Origin of the sequence: Saccharibacillus sp. JS10 (assembly GCF_024436065.1) — a bacterium.
In the GTDB taxonomy this organism is placed as follows: domain Bacteria; phylum Bacillota; class Bacilli; order Paenibacillales; family Paenibacillaceae; genus Saccharibacillus.
Genome location: NZ_JANFNS010000001.1, coordinates 794,623 through 815,348, shown reverse-complemented (window position 1 = coordinate 815,348; position 20,726 = coordinate 794,623). Strand labels below are relative to the sequence as shown.

The 20,726-nt window shown below is 46.4% G+C and carries 18 protein-coding genes and 2 CRISPR repeat arrays; all 18 genes read left to right on the top strand.

All coding sequences use genetic code 11. From position 1 onward, the window contains the following. Positions 1 to 85 precede the first annotated feature (85 nt). The 18 genes from NOM90_RS03735 to NOM90_RS03650 all read left to right on the top strand — a co-directional run bounded on the left by NOM90_RS03735 (position 86) and on the right by NOM90_RS03650 (position 20,705). Positions 86 to 976, top strand: coding sequence for a DUF4261 domain-containing protein (locus NOM90_RS03735; RefSeq protein ID WP_255940099.1), 891 nt, complete (start codon positions 86 to 88; stop codon positions 974 to 976). A gap of 184 nt (positions 977 to 1,160) precedes the next feature. After that, positions 1,161 to 1,454: a CRISPR direct-repeat array (repeat unit 32 nt; unit sequence GTTTCAATCCACGCTCCCGCACGGGGAGCGAC). Between the two features lie 489 nt (positions 1,455 to 1,943). Continuing rightward, positions 1,944 to 4,295 (top strand): CRISPR-associated helicase Cas3', encoded by a 2,352-nt coding sequence (gene cas3 / locus NOM90_RS03730; RefSeq protein WP_255940098.1) that lies wholly within the window; start codon positions 1,944 to 1,946, stop codon positions 4,293 to 4,295. Positions 4,296 to 4,326: 31 nt separating this feature from the next. Continuing rightward, entirely contained in the window at positions 4,327 to 4,998 is a 672-nt protein-coding gene (gene cas5c, locus NOM90_RS03725; protein ID WP_255940097.1) for a type I-C CRISPR-associated protein Cas5c, read from the top strand. Beyond that, positions 4,995 to 6,959, top strand: a complete 1,965-nt coding sequence (gene cas8c, locus NOM90_RS03720) for a type I-C CRISPR-associated protein Cas8c/Csd1 (RefSeq protein ID WP_255940095.1) — start codon at positions 4,995 to 4,997, stop codon at positions 6,957 to 6,959. Before cas5c ends, cas8c begins: the two co-directional genes overlap by 4 nt. After that, positions 6,956 to 7,873, top strand: a complete 918-nt coding sequence (gene cas7c, locus NOM90_RS03715; RefSeq protein ID WP_255940093.1) for a type I-C CRISPR-associated protein Cas7/Csd2 — start codon at positions 6,956 to 6,958, stop codon at positions 7,871 to 7,873. Before cas8c ends, cas7c begins: the two co-directional genes overlap by 4 nt. Further along, complete coding sequence (gene cas4 / locus NOM90_RS03710; protein ID WP_255940090.1) at positions 7,870 to 8,565, top strand: CRISPR-associated protein Cas4; 696 nt, start codon at positions 7,870 to 7,872, stop codon at positions 8,563 to 8,565. Before cas7c ends, cas4 begins: the two co-directional genes overlap by 4 nt. A 16-nt stretch (positions 8,566 to 8,581) precedes the next feature. Then, positions 8,582 to 9,619: a type I-C CRISPR-associated endonuclease Cas1c gene (cas1c, locus tag NOM90_RS03705; protein WP_255940086.1), complete on the top strand. Its 1,038-nt coding sequence runs from the start codon at positions 8,582 to 8,584 to the stop codon at positions 9,617 to 9,619. 35 nt (positions 9,620 to 9,654) lie between these two features. Further along, positions 9,655 to 9,945 carry a CRISPR-associated endonuclease Cas2 gene (gene cas2 / locus NOM90_RS03700; RefSeq protein ID WP_255940085.1) on the top strand — a complete coding sequence of 97 codons (291 nt, stop codon included), beginning with the start codon at positions 9,655 to 9,657 and terminating at the stop codon, positions 9,943 to 9,945. A 137-nt stretch (positions 9,946 to 10,082) separates the two neighbouring features. Continuing rightward, positions 10,083 to 11,109: a CRISPR direct-repeat array (repeat unit 32 nt; unit sequence GTTTCAATCCACGCTCCCACACGGGGAGCGAC). Positions 11,110 to 11,602: 493 nt separating this feature from the next. Next, the gene (locus NOM90_RS03695) at positions 11,603 to 12,733 is read left to right on the top strand and encodes a serine hydrolase domain-containing protein (RefSeq protein ID WP_255940083.1); all 1,131 of its coding nucleotides are present in this window, start codon (positions 11,603 to 11,605) and stop codon (positions 12,731 to 12,733) included. Positions 12,734 to 12,892: 159 nt separating this feature from the next. After that, a complete protein-coding gene (locus NOM90_RS03690; protein ID WP_255940081.1) occupies positions 12,893 to 13,897 on the top strand; it encodes a LacI family DNA-binding transcriptional regulator in 1,005 nt (334 codons plus the stop codon). Positions 13,898 to 14,123: 226 nt separating this feature from the next. Next, positions 14,124 to 15,101 (top strand): ABC transporter permease, encoded by a 978-nt coding sequence (locus tag NOM90_RS03685; protein ID WP_255940079.1) that lies wholly within the window; start codon positions 14,124 to 14,126, stop codon positions 15,099 to 15,101. A 13-nt stretch (positions 15,102 to 15,114) separates the two neighbouring features. After that, the gene (locus NOM90_RS03680; protein WP_255940078.1) at positions 15,115 to 16,017 is read left to right on the top strand and encodes a carbohydrate ABC transporter permease; all 903 of its coding nucleotides are present in this window, start codon (positions 15,115 to 15,117) and stop codon (positions 16,015 to 16,017) included. 42 nt (positions 16,018 to 16,059) lie between these two features. Then, entirely contained in the window at positions 16,060 to 17,700 is a 1,641-nt protein-coding gene (locus NOM90_RS03675; RefSeq protein ID WP_255940076.1) for a type 2 periplasmic-binding domain-containing protein, read from the top strand. An 18-nt stretch (positions 17,701 to 17,718) separates the two neighbouring features. Then, on the top strand, positions 17,719 to 19,104 hold the full coding sequence (locus NOM90_RS03670; protein ID WP_255940073.1) for a glycoside hydrolase family 30 protein: 1,386 nt from the start codon (positions 17,719 to 17,721) through the stop codon (positions 19,102 to 19,104). A 179-nt stretch (positions 19,105 to 19,283) separates the two neighbouring features. Next, the gene (locus tag NOM90_RS03665) at positions 19,284 to 19,511 is read left to right on the top strand and encodes a hypothetical protein (protein ID WP_255940071.1); all 228 of its coding nucleotides are present in this window, start codon (positions 19,284 to 19,286) and stop codon (positions 19,509 to 19,511) included. A 158-nt stretch (positions 19,512 to 19,669) separates the two neighbouring features. Then, complete coding sequence (locus NOM90_RS03660; RefSeq protein ID WP_255940070.1) at positions 19,670 to 19,873, top strand: helix-turn-helix transcriptional regulator; 204 nt, start codon at positions 19,670 to 19,672, stop codon at positions 19,871 to 19,873. Between the two features lie 3 nt (positions 19,874 to 19,876). Continuing rightward, positions 19,877 to 20,317, top strand: a complete 441-nt coding sequence (locus NOM90_RS03655; RefSeq protein WP_255940068.1) for a hypothetical protein — start codon at positions 19,877 to 19,879, stop codon at positions 20,315 to 20,317. Between the two features lie 166 nt (positions 20,318 to 20,483). Beyond that, positions 20,484 to 20,705: a hypothetical protein gene (locus tag NOM90_RS03650; protein ID WP_255940066.1), complete on the top strand. Its 222-nt coding sequence runs from the start codon at positions 20,484 to 20,486 to the stop codon at positions 20,703 to 20,705. Positions 20,706 to 20,726 lie beyond the last annotated feature (21 nt).

Here is a 20,726-nt window from a genome sequence, read left to right as displayed (position 1 = left end):
GGACGAATTTCGGAGTAACGGTGCGGATACTGAGCGGGTCTTGGTATTCGCGAACCGCCGAAAAACGGAGAGGAGTCTGACAACGATGAGTTTTTTTACAAAATGGTTTAAAAAGTTTACGGAAGAAGATGAGGAAACAACGGTATCTGGAACTTCGACTTCGCAAGATGCCGGGGAGCGAATCGCTTCACCGTCGAGCGGGCGAGATCAAGAATGGCGCGTTATTCCTGAACACCGAGCGGATACGGTCACGTTAACTCGTTATATTTTGCTGAAAAATGCGCAAGAGCCGCAATTGGATTCGGTGCTTCCGAAGCTTCGTCTTCAAGGTGTAGATGCCGAAGGCGGCGTAGCGAATGGGCAAGTGATCGTGCATTATCGCGGAATGACAGCGACAGCAGAATATGTTCCGTCGCCGCTGCCGAATCAGGAAGCGGAAGAAAATAGCCGATACAATCGCCTATGGCCAACAGCCGAGCAAGAAATCAGCGGCTATGCCGCGCAAATGGTCGTCACATTGAGAAATGCGCCGAATGGTCTGAGCGGACACCGGTTCCTGACACAGACGATCGCCGCATTGCTGGATGGAGAATTGAATACGCTTGCCGTGTACTCGGCGCCGCTACTTATAAGCCGAGCGGATTATTTGGCAAGTGCCGAATTGCTGCAAGAGCAACAAGAGGTGCCTGTGAATTTGTGGGTATTCGTGGGACTATATCGATCAGCAAGCAGTGGAGCGGCGTACACGCACGGGATGGTCGACTTTGGCTTGGATGAACTGGAGTTGCTTAATTCGCAGCGTTCGGATCAAGAGGTGTTGGAAGTGATGTTCGCGGTCGTGCATCGCATGGTATCGCGGAACATGAAAGTCGCGGGCGGCGAGACGATGCAGCTTGGCGCGGAGCGGGAGTTGAAGCTCTTGAAGTCGGCTGGCGTGGCGCTTGAAGGGGTTACGGTGAAGGTGGAGGAAGGTTAGGGTTTGGGATGTGGAGAAGCATCAACCGATGGGAGTCGGTTGATGCTTTTTTGGTTTTTGGAATGGACTTGGTTAAGCGGTAGCTCTAACCGACTGAGCTAAGGGTCTTGATTTTTGCTTTTGTGTTGATCGTTCAAAAGCTTTACAAACGAATGGCGTAGGTTGTAACCAGTTCAAGTCCCTCGTTTCAATCCACGCTCCCGCACGGGGAGCGACTGAAGCAAAGGCAAAAGAAAATAGTGTTCCTAGAGTTTCAATCCACGCTCCCGCACGGGGAGCGACCGAAATGCACAGATGTGTTTTATGACACAGGGTTTCAATCCACGCTCCCACGCGGGGAGCGACCCAAAGCTCTCCCCTGACCTTAGCCGTGTCCCAATTGTTTCAATCCACGCTCCCACGCGGGGAGCGACACAAAAATTACATTTCCCGGTTGGGACTTACAGGTTTCAATCCACGCTCCCACGCGGGGAGCGACTGCACCCACTTTCAGCCCTTGCTAGGCAAGGCTTTAAGAGCCCAAAAGTGCGAACCTCAAATTCAGACTATCGAAAAGTGGACAAAAACACAACAAAAAATGCGCAATCCCTTATGTAGTGCGGGGTGCGAACCTCCCAGGGATTTCATGTTCACTTGAGGTTCGCACTTTTTACATACAAGAATTAATAGTATTAGGTATGAAGAAATGGTATAGCATACAAGTGAGCAATAAAAAAGACAATCCAGCCCAGCAAGATGGTAGCCAGGAAAGAGTGTCTTGTAGAAATCAATCAGCCAGTCAAACGGTAAACTAGAAAATAGATTTCTAATCTGTATTCTAATTTTCATTCGTAAAAATGTAAACTCATTCTCTCAAAAAAACTTTTTGTACAAGAAGGAAATTATATCCTAAAAAACGAACTAGTATATCTAGGCAATTAAGCAACTAAATGTTCTGCTATTTCTAATTCTGCCGGAGGTGAAGATATTGCGTTATTTCGCTCACTCGACCGATTCGAGCGATAAGTCAACATGGCAATTGCTTCACACGCATTTGACTGAAGTTGAGCGATTGTCTGGAGAATTAGCAAGTGCTTTTGATGCACAGCAGTGGGCGCAGATTGCAGGGCGGTTGCATGATCTAGGCAAATATTCAATTGCTTTTCAAAATCGTCTTGATGGTTCTTCGAAACCTGTGGATCATGCGACGGCTGGAGCGCTAGCTTTGGTCGAACGATGGTCAAGTAACCGTTCGGAGAAAGTAGCTGCTTTAATTCTCGCCTACATCATTGCCGGTCATCATGCAGGTCTGCCTGACTATGGAACGTCAGAAGCCGACGGCAATGCAACGTTACGCAGAAGATTATCGAATACCGATCATATCGAAAATTATCAAGCCGCTTACAACGAGATTCAAATACCGGCGGTTCCTACCTCTTTTCCTTTAAAATCTGGACCCACTTCAGATACACATGGACTTCAATTTTCCTTTTTTATCCGCATGTTATTTTCCTGTCTAGTCGATGCCGATTCGCTCAATACCGAAAGTTTTGACAATCCCGATCAACACCTTTTACGCAAGCGCGAAGAAATTCATCATAAACGAAACGAAGAACTTTTTAAAAAGCTCCAAGATCGTTTTTATCTCTACCGTACGCAAAATTTTCATACTCCGCGCGGAAATATTGATCGTTGGCGTACTGAAATTTTCGATGAAGTGATGCTCCGTGCTGGCGACCCAAGAGGAATGTTTAGTCTGACGTTACCGACAGGAAGCGGAAAAACTCAGGTTTCACTAGGCTTTGCCTTAGAACATGTTGTAACCCATCAGATGAGGCGCATCATTTATGTGATTCCGTATACCTCCATCATTGAACAAAATGCACAAGAGTTCCGAAATATTCTCGGAGACAAGCATGTGTTGGAACATCATTCGAATTTTCAACATCAAACACATGAATCCAAATCCGAAGCTTACGAAACAACAGAACGCCAAAAGCTCGCTGAAGAGAATTGGGAATTGCCTATAGTGGTCACAACGAATGTTCAATTTTTCGAATCGTTATTTGCAGCTAGACGCTCGCCTGCTCGTAAGTTACATAATATCGCGGGTAGTGTCATTGTCTTGGATGAAGCTCAGATGATGAATGGCGGATTTTTTCGACCTTGTCTATACGCGCTGGAGGAGTTAGTTCGCAATTACGGATGTTCCGTCGTGTTTTGTACAGCGACTCAGCCACCTATATCTAAATTGCTACTACATTCTACAATTCAAGAAACCGTACAAAATCCGCAGTATAGATACGATCAGTTTGAGCGTGTAAACGTTCGGTTTGCGGGAATTTTAGATTGGGAATCGTTAACGGATCAGATCGAAGATAGCGGGAGTCAAGCGTTGTGTATTGTGAATACGCGAGGGAATGCGAGATTGCTGTATGAGACGCTTGCCGAACGCTACGACGAAAATCAATTGTATCATTTGAGCGCAAGGATGTGTCCGAAGCATCGCAAAGATATTTTGAAAATCGTTAAAAGTCGTCTGGAAGAAGGGTTGCCTTGTGTGTTGGTAAGTACGCAACTAATCGAAGCCGGCGTAGATATCGATTTTCCGACCGTATACCGCGAGCTTGCAGGAATAGACTCAATTGCCCAAGCCGCAGGACGTTGTAATCGAAACGGTCGATTGATGCGAGATGGCGAAGCGATTCTTGGCGTCGTTACCGTATTTGAGACAGAAAAAGGCTTGCCGGACGGTTGGATGAGTCTTTCGGGTTCGGTCGCTCGCAAGCTGCTAGTCAAATTCGAAGAGAGGGGTCAAAGCCCGTTATCTATCGAAGCGGTGCATGAATATTTCGAAGACCTTTTCTTCTACAGTCAACATGAGAATCATGATCCGACCGACACCAAAGGTATTTTAAAAATGATAGAAGAAAATGCAAAAGAGATGCAGTTTCCTTTCAAAACCGTTGCGAAAGAATTTCAATTGATCGATTCACAGATGCAGACGGTATTGATTCCTTATGTAGATGAAGAAGAAGGTAGAGAAGCTTTGGAAAAAGGCGAAGATCCTGATGCTCCTTATTATCGAGGACATGCTGCTCAATTGCTGGATAAATTAAAAACAGAAGTGTTATCGACGCGAACGATCATGCGTGCGCTTCAACCGTATACCGTTCAGTTATATCCGCATGAATTTAATGAATACCAACGAAATGGAGAGTTAAATCAGATTCGTGAAGGGGTATTTGCCTTAGCTAGACCTTATGCTTGGTACGATCTTAAAACAGGTGTAAAACCATATTCGCAAGATAGTGCGGGTAAAGAGCTTTTGCTAATCTAGCTTTTTTGAAACGTCAGGAAGGAGTAACTTTATGGCTTACGGTATTAGACTTCATGTATGGGGAGATCGGGCGTGCTTTACAAGGCCAGAAATGAAAGCTGAACGAGTCAGTTACGACGTTATGACCCCTTCGGCGGCGCGCGGAATTCTCGAAGCGATTCACTGGAAACCGGCGATTCGTTGGGTCGTCGATCGGATTCATGTGCTGAATGAAATTTCATTCGACTCCGTGCGGCGTAATGAAGTGGAGTCCAAGATTTCCGCTTCGAACATTAAATCCGTGATGAACGGTAAAGATGCTGTACTTAATCTAGCTTCATCAGAAGAGCGCCAACAGCGAATGACTGTCATGCTTCGAGATGTTGCTTATGTGATCGAAGCCCATTTCGAAATGACGTCTAGCGCAGGAGAAACGGATAATCCTGAGAAGCATTATAGTATTTTTTCTAGACGTGCAAGAGGAGGTCAGTTTTATCACCAGCCTTATTTTGGATGTCGAGAATTTCCGGTGAACTTTGAATGGTTAGAGCCGGATGCCCCGCTACCTGAATCGTCGTATCGTCATGTCACGGAGCGTGACTTGCAATGGATGTTATGGGATATGGAATATGGAGAAGAAATTTCGCCGAAGTTTTTCCGTGCGGTCATGCGTGAAGGCGTGATCGATGTGCCGAACCTGCTTCAAAAGGAGGTACACACATGATTGTACAGTCGCTATACGAACGATATGAACAGTTACTGCAAGATCCAGATTCAGGGATGTCAAAGCCCGGATACAGTTCCGACAAAGTATCGTTCGTGCTTGAAATTGATCGCAACGGCGAATTGCTAAGTATTATGGATATTCGTGTAGCGAGTGGAAAGAAGCAGGTTCCCGTTCGAAAGATGGTGCCGGAGCATCCAGTACGAACAAGCGGAATCAAGCCTTTTTTTCTATCCGATAAAGCCGAATATATTTTAGGAATCGTTACAGATAAAGCGGGCGGCATTCAAACTTCTTTGCCCAAATTTACGAGTAGCGCCGAACTTCATAAACGATTGTTGCAGACCTCTCATTCAGATGAAGCGAAGTCTGTGATCTCGTTTTATGAACATTGGAACCCGGAGCAAGTGATTCGAAGTGATTTTCCTTTGTATCACGATCTTCTTAAAGTTGTAAGTACAACGGATAACAATCTGATTTTTCAGTTAAGCGGAAAACGACTTTATATTCACGACACTTCGGAAGTATTGAAGGAATGGGACCGTGCCGTTATGGAAGCACAAGTCGATAGCGATGCAAAGCTTGGAACTTGTTTGGTGACGGGGCTAGAAAATCAACCTCTTGCTCAAGTGCATAAAGTCAATATCAAAGGCGTACTTAATGCACAGCAAGCAGGCGCAAGCTTAGTCTCTTTTAATTTCAAAGCTTCTGAGTCGTATGGAAAAGAAAAAAGCTACAATGCACCGTTCAGCGAAGCAGCTTCAATCGGCTATGCCAAAGCACTGAACCACCTCATTTTATCCGAACATAACCGATTGCGCCGAATGGGGGATATGACGGTCGTGTTCTGGGCAGAGCGTTTACCGAATGAACCTCAAGAAGACTGGACAACGCAAGAAGGATTATTCAGTGGATTCTTTGACGGAATATTTGGTGCCACAGACTCGGACGAAGCAAAAGCAGAATCCTCCGAAAAAGAATCTGTCAAAGCTTCAAAGACTGCACCTCGCCAAGAAGATACCCAATTAACGCGGCATGTGGAAGATTTGCTAGAGCGCGTCAAAAATGCAGAAACCGTCGAAGCGAACATGTTGCCAAGTAAAGACGCTTCTTTTTACGTGCTTGGGATGTCGGGCAATAATGCTCGTCTGGCTGTACGGTTTTTCTGGCAAAGTTCATTCGAAGAATTATTCCGTAAACTCAGTCAATACGCGTCCGATATGGAAATGCAGCCACCGGGAAATCGTAAATCCGATCTGCCAACGCTATTTCAAATTATGTTACAAACAGTACGGCAAACTGGCGAAATCTCTAAAATGCGCAAAAATATTTCCGGCTCGATGGAAAGTGAATGGTTTCGCGCGATGCTAAGCGGCGGCACGCTTCCGTATTCCGTATTCTCTGCAATCGTGAGCCGTGCCAGAGTCGACGGACAAATGTCTCCTTACGGAGAACATGCACGTAACGCGTGGATTCGAGCTTCTGTCATCAAAGCCTATTTGACTCGTTATGCGCGTATTCATCACCAACAAGAAATGAAGGAGGCTTTAACGCCTATGTTAAATGAAGAAGCACAATCCGTTGCGTACCGGCTTGGACGTCTATTCTCTGTATTGGAACGTGCTCAGACCGATGCGGCAGGCGGTCCAGGTCGTCTGAATACCACGATCAAAGATCGCTATTTCGGTTCCGCTTCGGCTACGCCGGCTGCTGTATTTCCGATCTTGCTTCGTCTGGCACAGCATCATATGGCAAAAGCTGAATATGGCAGATTCCGAGATAGCGAAATTACCAGCATTTTAAAAGGCGTAGAGGCTTTCCCGAATCATCTTGATTTGAAGCAACAAGGATTATTCATGCTTGGGTACTATCATCAGACTGCTTACCGTGCTCCCGCAAAAGAACAAACAGCTACGGAAAACTTATCAGAAGTGACTACTGAAACGGAGGTTCCACAATGACAACCATTCAAACCAAAGAAATGAATGTCGAACAACAAGCCACAGAAAGCAAAGTGCCTACTATCAATCGACACGAATTTACGATCTTTTTCGATGTACAAAATGGCAATCCTAATGGAGATCCTGATATGGGCAATATGCCGCGAATCGATCCAGAGACCGGGCACGGAATTGTAACGGATGTCTGCCTCAAGCGAAAGGTGCGTAACTATGTTGAAATTACACGCGAACAAGGCGAGGGACATCGGATTTATGTAACTGAAGGTGCGGTACTGAACGAGCAACACCGCAAAGCTTACCGTAGTATCCGTGAAGAAGATGTGTCCAAACTCAAAGAATTAAAGCCTAAAGACCGCGCCGAAGCCACGCAACTGACTCACTGGATGTGTGATAACTTCTATGACGTTCGTGCATTCGGAGCCGTAATGACGACCAAAGTCAATTGCGGACAAGTTCGCGGACCGATCCAATTCACTTTTGCACGTAGTATCGATCCAATCTTTTCACAAGAAACGACGATTACCCGTCAAGCGGTAACGCAAGAAGGTGCAGAAAAAGATCGGGAAATGGGTCGCAAACATATCGTGCCTTACGCGCTTTACCGCATGGATGGTTATGTATCGGGTCATCTGGCGGAAAAAACACATTTTGGACCCGAAGATCTTGAACTGCTTTGGGAATCGCTAGTGAATATGTTCGAACATGACCGTTCCGCTTCTCGTGGACAAATGGCGTTGCGTAAATTGATCGTGTTCGAACACGCATCGAAACTTGGCAATGCACCCGCACATCGATTGTTTGAACGAATCGAAACGAAGAAAATCGTGGACACGCCTGCACGTTCTTATCACGACTACGAAATTTCATTAGACGACCGCGATCTTCCAGAAGGTGTGACGATGATTGAACGATGAACGAGAGCCGACTGTACGAAGACGATGAACTGCTGATGTTATCGGGGTTACAGCATTACTCGTTTTGTTCGCGTCAATGGGCATTAATTCATATCGAACAACAATGGGAAGAAAATATCAAAACCTACGAAGGTCAACTGTTGCATAAACGTGCGGACAATCCGGGGTTGACCGAAAAGAGGGGTTCGCTCCTCATTTCCCGCGCTATGCCTCTGGTATCTAGACGGTTAGGACTGAGCGGAAAATCGGATGTCGTTGAATTTCACGCAGCAGATGAGTCAACACCGCACGGTTATTGTACAAGACTAGCCGGTAGACGTGGAATGTGGGTTCCTTTTCCGGTCGAGTACAAGCGTGGCAAACCAAAGCCTGACGATTGGGATGAAGTCCAACTTTGTGCCCAAGCGATCTGTCTCGAAGAAATGCTGGATGTAACGATTGCCGAAGGAGCTTTATTTTACGGGGAAAAGGAACGCCGCGTCGAAGTGCTATTTACCGAAAGCTTACGTTCACGCGTCTTAGCTTATCTAAGCGGCATGAGAGAGTGGTTTGAACGCGGAGAAACACCAGCAGCACGTTATCGATCTGGATGTAAGTCCTGCTCTTTAATCGATATTTGTTTACCGCGTATGAAAACGAGCAGTGTGGATCATTACTTCAATACGTATATGGAATGGGAAACAGATGATTGAAGAAAGGCGGATAATGATGCGAAAGCTGCTAAATACGTTATATGTCACAGCGGCAGATAGTTATCTCGCTCGCGATGGCGAAAATGTACTGGTGCTAATGGGTGAAAAAGAACAACGCGAAAAGTTTCGGATTCCTGTGCATAACTTGGAGCAGATCGTGACATTTGGTTATACAGGCGGAAGCCCGGCTCTGTTCCAATTATGTACGGAGCGCGGAGTCGGGCTGACTTTTTTAAATGAATATGGAGGTTTCCAAGCTCGGATTCAAGGCAAGGTAAATGGAAATGTACTGCTGCGGCGCAAACAATATCGAATTGCAGATGGAGCGGAAGGCGTAAATCTATCCGGTCGATTCATTCAAGCTAAGATCATTAATTCGCGGAATGTGCTAAGGCGTGCGATTCGAGATCATGGAGCAGAGATTAATGTGGGTAAAGTGACGGAATCTGCGCAAGCACTCAAACGATTAGCGTTATCTGTAACCAAAATGCCGAGCGGCGATACGATTCGCGGTGTGGAAGGGGAAGCAGCCCGTATTTATTTTGGAGCTTTTAACGAGTTGATTTTAGGCGATCGGGAACTTTTTTATATGAAAACACGTAATCGTCGTCCACCGCTTGATCCGCTTAATGCAATGTTATCTTTTTTGTATACGATGCTGCGAATAGACGTACAATCTGCTCTAGAGACGGTTGGACTTGATCCGGCTGTCGGATTTTTACATCGTGATCGCCCAGGACGGGCAAGTCTTGCTTTGGATTTAATGGAAGAATTGCGTCCGTATCTTGCAGATCGACTGGTGTTGTCGCTTGTGAATCGGCGTCAGCTGTCGGCAAAGTCTTTTATCGTTAAAGAAAATGGAGCTATTCTACTTAAAGACGATGCACGCAAAGAAGTATTGGCGGCATGGCAAAAGCGTAAGCAAGAAGAAATCACTCATCCTTTTTTGGGAGAAAAGATTCCGATTGGGTTATTGCCTTACGCTCAAGCTCTGCTGCTGGCTCGGCACATTCGCGGAGATTTGGATGATTACCCGCCTTTTTTATGGAAATGAGAAAAAGGAATATGTAGGAAAGGGGAACGTCCACAATGATGGTACTCATTACGTATGATGTGAAAACCACTGCGCCAGATGGAGCCAAACGTCTAAGAGTGATTTCGAAGATTTGCCAAAACTATGGACAACGCGTGCAAAATTCTGTTTTTGAATGTGTCGTCGATCCGGTTCAGTTCAAACAGCTCAAAACCCAATTGGAAACCGTGATGAATCCTAGCGAAGATAGCCTGCGGTATTATATGCTCGGCGCAAATTGGAAACGGAAAGTCGAGCATGTCGGGGCGAAAGAGAGTTACGACCCGGAAGGGTTGTTGTTTTTGTAGGGAGAACTTGGAAGGTTATGGTATGGAAAAGAAGCCATCGAGATAAAAATCTCGATGGCTTCTTTTGTATGGTTTTGATTCAGGGGTGCGCGCGAGGAGCGACGGAAGCAGACGGCGATTGCCGCGCCACAGCTCAAGTTTCAATCCACGCTCCCACACGGGGAGCGACCTTCGCGTTCGATTAATCGAAGCCGACCGAGTCGCGTTTCAATCCACGCTCCCACACGGGGAGCGACGAGGTATAGCGTGAAACCAACGAAAGCATCAAACCGTTTCAATCCACGCTCCCACACGGGGAGCGACGCTTCCAATACTGAGGTTTTGAGCATCTTTTTTAGTTTCAATCCACGCTCCCGCATGGGGAGCGACTCAACGGATTGACGATAGTAATCGCGCCAAAGCGGTTTCAATCCACGCTCCCGCATGGGGAGCGACTATGTCAACGAGTGATCGTTTGACTGCTGAAAAGTTTCAATCCACGCTCCCGCATGGGGAGCGACGCGACAATAATCCGTCCCGGTATACGACCGATCTGTTTCAATCCACGCTCCCGCATGGGGAGCGACATCACAAATGCGTAGTGTCTATCATCAATTTCAGGGTTTCAATCCACGCTCCCGCATGGGGAGCGACTCGGATAGGTGTCCGTTTGGTCTGTTGTGTACATGTTTCAATCCACGCTCCCGCATGGGGAGCGACCGCCCGGCTCCGGTCGGGCAAAGGAGGGATGGCGAGTTTCAATTCACGCTCCCACACGGGGAGCGACGGTTGCCGCAGATGCACATTAAGCGTTCGCGGCAGTTTCAATCCACGCTCCCACACGGGGAGCGACCCCGGCTGTCATACGATCAAGGTCAGCAAAGCCGGTTTCAATCCACGCTCCCACACGGGGAGCGACACGCTTGCAACCGCAAAGCAAAACGTCGAGTACGCGTTTCAATCCACGCTCCCACACGGGGAGCGACTAACTGGTTTTTCCGTTACCCTTTTCTGTTGTTCGTTTCAATCCACGCTCCCACACGGGGAGCGACGGTCACGGCGGCGTCGATCCCGGCGCAGTTTCTGGTTTCAATCCACGCTCCCACACGGGGAGCGACCAGCAGCGGACGAGTTTTACCGCAGCACAAGAAATGTTTCAATCCACGCTCCCACACGGGGAGCGACTGCACTCACTTTCAGCCCTTGCTACGCAAGGCTCCAAGAGCCCAAAAGTGCGAACCTCAAATTCAGACTAACGAAAAGCTGACAAAAACACAACAAAAATCGCATAATCCCTTACGTAGCAAGGGGTGCGAACCTCCCGGGAGTTTCATGTTCACTTAAGGTTCGCACTTTTTCACCCTCATTCCGATCCCCTACAAATCCCTCCAAAATTGCAAACGTCCCTGCGTTACTTTACCATGAATATAGAAGGTAATCGCGGTCGATCACACCTACCTTCCAAACATCTACAAAATCACCTAACCGCAATTCATACAGCACCATCAATCAGAACGTCAAACGGATAATTGGGGAACGAACAAAGAAGCTAACAATCGGAACTGGAATAGGCAACGGATACTACGCTTATTGAAATCAATAACGGAAAATCGGTTTACCGCACTTTTGCCCCCTAACTTACACCCAAGACGCTCGATATTATAGGAGGGCTACAATCATGGATGCTATCCATTCTCTTTTAAATCATCACAAAAAACTTGTGCGCTGGGCGGCACTTCCGCATCATCAGCCGTCCATCGCTTGGATCGTACGCGGAGAAAAAGGCTACTGGACGCCAAACAGCGGTCTGATCAGTCACGAATCGCTCACCAACAAACAAAATCAATCGCTATACGAGATCGCTTCAATCACCAAAACGATGGTCGCTCTCCGCTTCGCCCAAGGCGAACAAGACGGATTGTGGCAAGCTTCCGATTCGTTGGCAAAGCTGCTTCCAGAGTTAGAACACATTCAACTCGCGCATCAAGTGACACTTCGGCAACTCGCGACGCACACGTCCGGTCTGCCGCGTCTGCCGAAAAATATAAGCAGCACATCGATCAAAGCAGAAAAATATAATCCATACGCCGCTTACGACGAAGCGCTGTTAATCGAAGCTCTGCAACAACAGAAGCTTCCTACAGAACCCAAACATCTATATTCCAATTACGGATACGGGCTACTCAGTTGGGCGATGGGCAAATCTTCCGGCATCGATACGGCTCAAGCGTTACAGCAACTTTTGTTTCATCCGCTACAAATGAACGAGACGTCGATGCCAACCGTAACGACCGATAAGTCCCAAACCAAAACCAAAGCCACTAAAAAACAAAAGAAAAACAACCCGTCTTCTACGATCCCGGGCTTTGCGCCAAACGGTCACTCGATGCCAAATTGGGACTTTACAACAGCGATGGCAGGCGCCGGAGCCGTACGCTCCACAATGCCGGATATGCTCACGTATATCGAAGCTCAGCTAGGTCAACATCCGGCTGCGGCAAACCTGGAATCGGCTTTACTGTCTTGTCAGCATGAGCAAGCGTCGGTCGCGCCGTCCAAAGGCGTGGGAATCGGCTACGCTTGGATGCGTTCGATGCGTCAAGACGGTACGGTCACGCATTGGCACAACGGAGCGACTTACGGAGCCAGTAGCTTCGCTGCTTTTAACCGCGATCTGCAATCCGGTTTCGTTGTTTTGTCCAATCGCGGAGTGAGTACGATGGGCGCGATCAAGCAGATGTTTGGTGTGGGCGAACTGAGTACCGATCAAGTCGCTAATCTTATTGGAGAACAGGTTTTTGCGCCGTAACTTCAAACACTGAAGAATACGTTTTTACCCGAGACTGCGACGCACTATCGCAGTCTTTTTTCATTTCTAACATCACTGTGTAAAATAAAGCTTGCTCATCACAAACGACTATGCTATTTTAAAATTCATAAAAACGTTTTTATAAAAAAGGAATGGATTATGGCAAAAATTACGATCCGAGATGTCGCAAAAGAAGCCGGAGTTTCGATCTCTACGGTGTCCAACGCGCTGAACGACGTAGACGTATTGAATCCGGCGACGAAGCAGCATGTTCTTCAAGTGGCGGAACGACTCAATTACGTGCCGAATCTCAACGGCAAAATGCTGAAATCCGGCAAAACGATGATGTTAGGCTTTTTCACGACGAGCGTGTCTGGACCATACTTTTATAAGTTGATCGAGACGATGTCCAGACAATGCGAACGGCATGGTTACGGACTGAATGTATTTGTCACGAAAGACAAGCAGGTCATTATGAGCAATATCCTCGGTCGGCGCGTCGATGGCGTAATTATTTACGAGGAACTTAAGATTGACGAACACGATATCGAGGTGATGCAGAAAGACAAGATCAAAGCGGTATTTTTGGATCGTCCGTTCAGTAACGACACGATGGGCAGCGTAACTTTCGATTCGTATACAGCGGGGTATGAAGCAACCAAATACCTGATCGGGCTTGGGCACAAAAGGATCGCGTACATTTCCGGCGTCGATACGATGTCCGATAGCGTGCAGCGCCGAGAAGGCTATCTAGCCGCACTGCGCGAATACGATCTGCCGATCGATCCCGATTATATCGTGCAAGGTTACTTTGAAGAAGACAGTACGTTTAATGCGATCAAAGCTTTTATTCGAATGTACGCAAACAAGTTGCCGAGCGCTTTTTTGGCGGGTAACGATCTGAGCGCGATGGGCTGTATTCAAGCGTTAAAAGCACATGGATACGAGGTTCCAAGCGAGGTTAGCGTTGTCGGTTTCGATGATGTGGATATCGCGCAATATTTTTCGCCGCCGCTCACGACCATTCGCAATCCGATTGCACGGCAAGCGATTTTGACTGTTGATCATCTGGTGCGTTTGATTCAGGAAAAAGAACAAGGTCAAAGCCAGACCTTAACTGGCGAGCTGATTGTACGAGGTTCGAGCCATATTCCGAATGATTAACAGACAACGAAGAAGAACACGAATTGAACCGGGATTGTGGAACTTCTAAACCCTTAATTCCGGTGTTTCATCATAAATAAAATGTAAACGCTCGCATTAAAACGTAAGCGTTATCTTTCAAAGATCGGAGGAGGCAAGATCAATTTTATACATAACAAACGCACTTTTCACACTCCAAAATAAAAACGTTTTAATTTTAAATTTGAATTAGAAAGGAGCGATTTCGATGGCAAAATCCGCTTTAAGCTCGTCCGACCATTCTTCCAGCGACAAACCTTCGATTCCGCAGCGGATGAAAAGTTTTACAATCGATTATTTCCGCCAATGGGAACTGCAAACGATGGTCATTCCGGGCATCCTTTTTATGATTGTATTCTGTTTTGTTCCGATCTACGGATTAACGATTGCATTCAAAAGCTACACGGTGATCGATACGCTCGACAGCGCTCCGTGGGTAGGGTTGGAAAACTTCCGTATCATTTTGTCTGACCGGTACTTTTGGGACTCTGTCGTCAATACGCTGGCAATCAGCTTTTTGAAATTGGCGATCGGATTTGTGTTACCGATTGTGCTTGCGATTATGATCTATGAAGTCCGTTACAACCGATTCAAAAAGTTCGTGCAGACCGTATCGTATTTGCCGCACTTTTTATCGTGGATCGTCCTTGGAGGCATGATGATTACATGGTTTTCGACAACGGGACTATTCAATCAACTCTTATTGGATCTCGGCTTAATCTCGAATGCACAAAACATTTTGCTCGATGCCAATAAGTATTGGTGGATCGCGACCTTATCGGATATTTGGAAAGAATCAGGCTGGGGCACGATTTTGTATCTGGCTATTATGGCGAAGATCGATCCGACGTATTACGAAGCGGCGAAGATTGACGGAGCAGGTCGTTTGCGTCAGATCTGGAATATCACGTTGCCGAATATGAAAATGATCATTAGCTTGAATTTGATTCTGACGATCAGCGGGCTGCTGGGTTCGAATCTGGATCAGACATTGGTCTTAATGAACTCGCAAAACCGCGAAAAAGCCGAAGTCATCAATTCGTACGTATACCGCATGGGCTTGGCGCAAGGCGATTTCTCGTATGCAACAGCAGTAGGTCTGGGCGTATCGATCGTATCCGTGATCTTGCTACTTACCGCAAACAAAGTCACCAGCAAAATGAACGACAATCAATCTGTACTGTAAGGAGGGATGGAATATGGGCTTACTTACTACCAAGTCAACCAAAATCAAAGGAGGCTTAGACAACCGCGTTTTCGACACCGTCAATATCACGCTGCTGCTGTTGTTTACGGTTGCGATTGTAGTGCCGCTATGGAACGTGCTCGTATCGTCGTTTAGTTCCGGTCAATCGTTGGCGCAAGGCGGATTTGTGTTCTGGCCGACCGAATTATCGCTGGAAAATTATCGCGCCGTTTTCCGGGACGACGGCATCTGGCAAGCTTTTTTTATCTCCGTATCCAAAACGATTGTCGGCGTATCCACGCACGTATTCTTTTGCGCGATGGTCGCTTACGGGCTGAGCAAAAAATACTTAAGAGGTCGCAGATTATACGTCGCGATGGGCGTTATTACGATGTTTTTCTCGGGCGGCATGATTCCTACTTACTTACTGATCAAGTCGCTTGGATTGCTCAATAGTTTCTGGGTATATATCATTCCTGCGTTGTTCAGCTATTATGACGTCGTGATTTTAATGAACTTTTTCCGTAATGTACCGGATGCTTTGGAAGAATCGGCGAAGATCGACGGAGCAGGCGATTGGCGTATATTTTTGAGTCTGTTTATCCCGCTTTCTATGCCCGCACTGGCAACAATCGCTTTGTTCAACGGGGTAGGGCAATGGAATGACTTTATGACGACCAAGCTCTATATTACCGATCAATCGCTATATCCGCTCCAGATGATGTTGTACGAAATTATCGTTCAATCTCAGACCCAATCGATGCAAAATATCGGCGGCTCTGCGGTAATCGAAACGACGACCAAAGGCGTACAGTTAGCGACGATTGTAATCACCACGCTGCCGATCTTGGCTATTTACCCGCTGCTGCAACGTTACTTTATTTCCGGCATGATGTTAGGCGCAGTCAAAGAGTAAAAAATCAGATTATAGAATCACCAATACTGGGAGGTTAACAATATGGGTCAAAATAAAAACGTTTTTAAAAAACACGGCTGGAAATGGGGCGTTACCGCACTTGCGACAGCATTGATGCTGACAGGTTGCGGCGGTGGTGGCGATCAAAAAGCGACTGAACCGATCTCGCTGGAAGGTCGTTATACGCTTGATCCAGAAAAGCCGGCTTGGCAATCCGATAAAAAAGCCGAACCGACCGAACTGACTTGGTACGTCAATGCAGATTGGTGGAACACGGATTTTGGCAAAGACCTTGTTACGAAAAAAATCAAAGAAGATCTCAATGTGGATATCAAGTTTATTACCGGCGACGATACGAAGCTTAATACCTTTTTCGCAGGTGGAGATATGCCGGATCTGATTACGGTCTTTGATTCGAACTCGGCGGTGGCACAGAAAGCCGCTACTTGGGCGCTTCCGCTGAATGATCTAGCCGAACAATACGACCCGTATTTTAACAAAGTAGCCGCTGCCGATACGCTCAACTGGTTCCAATTGAAAGACGGCAAAACCTACGGTTATCCTAACTATTCCAATACGCAAGCCGATTACGATAGCGGTGAAATCCCGGCAAAAACAGCCTTTGTGATTCGGCAAGACGTGTATGAAGCAATTGGCAAGCCGGACATCGGTACGCCTGAGCAATTCGTAAAAGCAATGAGTGACATTAAGCAAAAGTTCCCTGAACTCATACCGTTCGGATTTAACTCGATTGGCGAAGGAACCGGTTCGCTTGGCGATACGCTGCAAGACTTTATCGGCGTACCGCTCCAAACGGAAGATGGACAATTTTATGATCGGAATTTGGATGAAGACTACCTGACTTGGCTCAAAACGTTGAACGAAGCGTACCGCGCGGGAAGCTTAAGCGACGATAGTTTTGCCGACGACGGAACAGCTTTTGAAGAAAAAGTAAAAGTCGGTAAGTACGCAACGATGCTGCTTGACGGCACTCCTCAACAAAGCGGCAACCTGCAAATCTTCATGACAGCGAATCCGGACAAAGCGTATATCGCAATCGACGGCCCGCAAAGTAACGAAGGGCATTCTCCAACATTGAACCAATCCGGTATCACAGGCTGGATGGTGACGTATGTGACGAAAAATGTACCTGATCCTGCCAAAGCGATTCAGATCTATACGTATTTGCTGAGTGAAGAAGGTCAGATGTTGATGAACTACGGGATCGAAGGCGAGACGTATACGAAGACAGCTGACGGTAAAGTCGAACTGATGCCCGAGATCAAAAAAATGCAAAAAGACGATGCCGATCGCTACAAAAAAGACTATCGCATGGGCGAGTTTATGTTCTTCGGTCATGACCGGCACAAAGCGTTAAGCGAAGATGCGTTCCCGGAATCGGTGAAACAAATGCAAAAGTGGGGCGAAGGCAAGTTGGTTCCGCACTTTATTTTGGAAAATATCAACCCGGATCAAGGCACAGCGCAAGCGCGTTCGCTTACGGCAATCAATACCAAGTGGAATACAACGTTAGTCAGTATGATCCGCGCCAAAGACGAAGCGACGTTCGATGCCGTACTTAATGAATACAAAGCGTTCCAAGAACAAAACAACTGGGCGGATATCGTGAAAGTCCGCAGCGAGAAAATGGCAGCCAACAAAGAAAAATTGAATATCCAATAAAAAGAACGGAGGGATACCGTGTCCAAGTGGACGATCTACCGCTCGCTCAATGAACAAGAGCAGTTTCGGGAATTGAGCGAAAACGAGTTGACGCAGGGTACGCAGTCAAAGAAATCAGAATCACAGTATGAAGCGGTACGTGTAGCTACAGTTAAAATCGATCCCAAGCAACGGGGGCAAAAGATGGACGGATTCGGCGCTTCATTCACCGATTCGTCCGCCTATCTCATTCACCGAGTATTGCCGCAAGCCGAGCGAGAAGAATTGATGATTCGATTATTTGATCCGCACGAAGGTATCGGATTGTCTGTATTGCGTAACCCGATGGGAGCGTCGGATTACGCACGCAGCATCTACAGCTACCACGATCTACCGGAAGGCGAAGCAGATCCAGCGCTGGATCGATTCTCGATCGCCCATGACGAAGAAGACATTATCCCGTTACTTCAAGAAGCAGTAAAGTTGAATCCGCAAGTGAAACTCATGGCTTCGCCGTGGAGCGCACCGGGATGGATGAAAACCAGCGCTTCAATGTTAGGCGGAAGCTTAAAGCCGGAGTATTACGAAGCATTCGCTCAATATTTTGTGCGGTATATTCAAGGCTATCAGCAGCACAACTTGCCAATCTATGCGGTAACCCCGCAAAACGAAGCGCTGTACGAACCGCTGCATTACCCAAGTATGTTAATGGCTGCGGATGTACAAATGCTCTGGATTCGCGATTACTTAAAGCCGGCTTTCCAGCGTGCAGGAATCTCTGCGAAAATTTTGTGCTACGACCACAACTGGGATAAACCGGAGTATCCGCTGGAAGTATTGGAAGGAGCAGAAGACGCCGTCGATGGGGTGGCTTGGCACTGGTACGGCGGTGCACCGAGCGCTCAATCGACAGTGAAAAATGCTTTTCCCAGCAAAGAAGTGCATTTCACCGAAGGCTCCGGCGGCGAATGGATTCCACCTTTCGAGCAAGCGTTCTCCAATGTGATGCGTACGGGTATCGAAATTTTACGCAACCACAGCCAATCTTTCGTACTTTGGAATATGGCACTCGACGAACACAACGGCCCTACCGTACCCGGCTTTGGCAAAAGCACATGCCGAGGAATCGTACAAATCAATCAGTCGGACCAAAAGCTGACCTACACGCTAGATTATTATGCTCTGGCACATTTCAGCAAAATCATTCGCCCCGGCGCAACAAGGCTCCAATCGGATTGCGAAGACGCTCAAATCTTTTCCGTTGCTTTCGAGAACGAAGACAACTCCCTTGCTATCGTATTATTCAACGACGACGACGAACCTCGTCAAATTGAATTATCCATACCCAATCTAAGCGAAGCCAGTCACTTAAAACCGTTCAACTTACCACCCAAAAGCGCATTATCTCTACTTCACAAAATTTAAGAACTTAAAGAAGCCGCCCTTTGAAATCGAGGGCGGCTTCTAATGATGAACAAACGAATATAACTCGTAGCCTTCTTACTTCCACACAACTCTCAAACAATTTGATATACTATACCCAATCATGAAGGCGTATACATAAGTGAAACTTATGAAAATCGGCAATAAAGGAGAGCTTGCTTATGGAAGAATCCCCGCGCGATCAGGCGATCAGACAAGGTGCAGAAGCGATAACCGGTGTGATGCATTATTTTAGCTTAGGCATGGGATTATTGTTGCTGGCTTTTGGGATTTATATCATCGTGCCGAAACAGTATGATCGTCATCGGAGTGGAATCAAGACTTTTGGCGGTGTATGCTGCGCCTTATTCGGATTGGTTTTGCTTATAAATGGTTTGATTCAGTTGTAAAGATGTGAGAAAGCGAGCTACGGAACTTTTCCGTCGGCTCGCTTTTGTGTTTTAACCGATTCAATATAACTTTATGCAAAGTCTGCTTGACACTTTTTTGCAAAGTTAACTATACTAAAAATGCAAAGTAAGCATTGCAATTATAAAGGAGGCTTACAGTGAAAACAAAAATCCCGGAATTACGCAAACAACGCAAGCTGTCACAAGAAGAACTTGGACTAGCTGTAGGGGTCACTAGACAAACCATCACGTCACTCGAAGTTGGCAAGTATACCGCTTCACTGATTTTGGCGTATAAAATTGCTCGGTATTTCGATCTCTCGATCGAAGAAGTATTCGACTTTAGCGAAGTGGAGGAATAGATCATGGAGAACTTAAGAAAAAAAGTCAAAGCACGGATCAGCCTATTGACCGTATTGATTGTCGTTGTTACTTTGGTGTATATCGCTTTTATGATGTACCGCTCGGAACTGCCGATCTTAAATAGTTTTGCCAAAGGATTTCATTACGGAATTTTCATTGGGCTTGAACTGGTATTAATCGGATTCCTTGTGACCAATATTCGGAGTTTGCGTAGCGAAGAAACGCTCAAAAAGATGCACATTCAAGAAACAGACGAACGAGTAGGTCTGATTATCCAAAAAACCGCGACGACTACAATTTGGATTTTGTTTGCACTACTGGGCATTGCGACGGTCATTGCCGGATTTATGAATGCAGTCATTTTCTTTACGTTGCTCGCGGTATTGCTTGGGACGATGTTTTTGTTTTATGGAGCTTGGGGATATTTTGCGAAGCAGATTTGATTAATACAAAAAGCGTAAATGCCTTTATAAAAAGGAATTTACGCTTTTTTAAATTTTAAGTTTAAAAAGATTTATAAACGTTAAAATAGCAAGTGACCAATGACTAAAGGAGGGTTATAATGGAAATTATTAGTGTGAGAAATCCTCTGAAGATTCTCCTTTTACAATGAATATTTACGAACAGGGACTGATCATCAATCCGTTTATCAATCATGTTTTGGAAGAACAGTTCGGATTTCGGCTACGCCAGCAAGTCTTGGAGGGCTTGGGCTGGAAGATCTACCGGATCTGGTCGCAGGAGTGGTTCAAGAACTGTAGGCATGAGGTAGAGCGATTGAAGTTGTATTTAGAAGAAGAGACAGATCGGGAGATTTATTTGGGGATTTAAAAACTTTCTAAAAAGAGGGTG

Bases quoted from the DNA above. Each gene is read 5' to 3' on its own strand.
- NOM90_RS03735 (WP_255940099.1), top strand. From the start codon at position 86: ATGAGTTTTTTTACAAAATGGTTTAAAAAGTTTACGGAAGAAGATGAG.
- cas5c (WP_255940097.1), top strand. From the start codon at position 4,327: ATGGCTTACGGTATTAGACTTCATGTATGGGGAGATCGGGCGTGCTTT.
- cas8c (WP_255940095.1), top strand. From the start codon at position 4,995: ATGATTGTACAGTCGCTATACGAACGATATGAACAGTTACTGCAAGAT.
- cas7c (WP_255940093.1), top strand. From the start codon at position 6,956: ATGACAACCATTCAAACCAAAGAAATGAATGTCGAACAACAAGCCACA.
- cas4 (WP_255940090.1), top strand. From the start codon at position 7,870: ATGAACGAGAGCCGACTGTACGAAGACGATGAACTGCTGATGTTATCG.
- cas1c (WP_255940086.1), top strand. From the start codon at position 8,582: ATGCGAAAGCTGCTAAATACGTTATATGTCACAGCGGCAGATAGTTAT.
- cas2 (WP_255940085.1), top strand. From the start codon at position 9,655: ATGATGGTACTCATTACGTATGATGTGAAAACCACTGCGCCAGATGGA.
- NOM90_RS03695 (WP_255940083.1), top strand. From the start codon at position 11,603: ATGGATGCTATCCATTCTCTTTTAAATCATCACAAAAAACTTGTGCGC.
- NOM90_RS03690 (WP_255940081.1), top strand. From the start codon at position 12,893: ATGGCAAAAATTACGATCCGAGATGTCGCAAAAGAAGCCGGAGTTTCG.
- NOM90_RS03685 (WP_255940079.1), top strand. From the start codon at position 14,124: ATGGCAAAATCCGCTTTAAGCTCGTCCGACCATTCTTCCAGCGACAAA.
- NOM90_RS03680 (WP_255940078.1), top strand. From the start codon at position 15,115: ATGGGCTTACTTACTACCAAGTCAACCAAAATCAAAGGAGGCTTAGAC.
- NOM90_RS03675 (WP_255940076.1), top strand. From the start codon at position 16,060: ATGGGTCAAAATAAAAACGTTTTTAAAAAACACGGCTGGAAATGGGGC.
- NOM90_RS03665 (WP_255940071.1), top strand. From the start codon at position 19,284: ATGGAAGAATCCCCGCGCGATCAGGCGATCAGACAAGGTGCAGAAGCG.
- NOM90_RS03655 (WP_255940068.1), top strand. From the start codon at position 19,877: ATGGAGAACTTAAGAAAAAAAGTCAAAGCACGGATCAGCCTATTGACC.
- NOM90_RS03650 (WP_255940066.1), top strand. From the start codon at position 20,484: ATGAATATTTACGAACAGGGACTGATCATCAATCCGTTTATCAATCAT.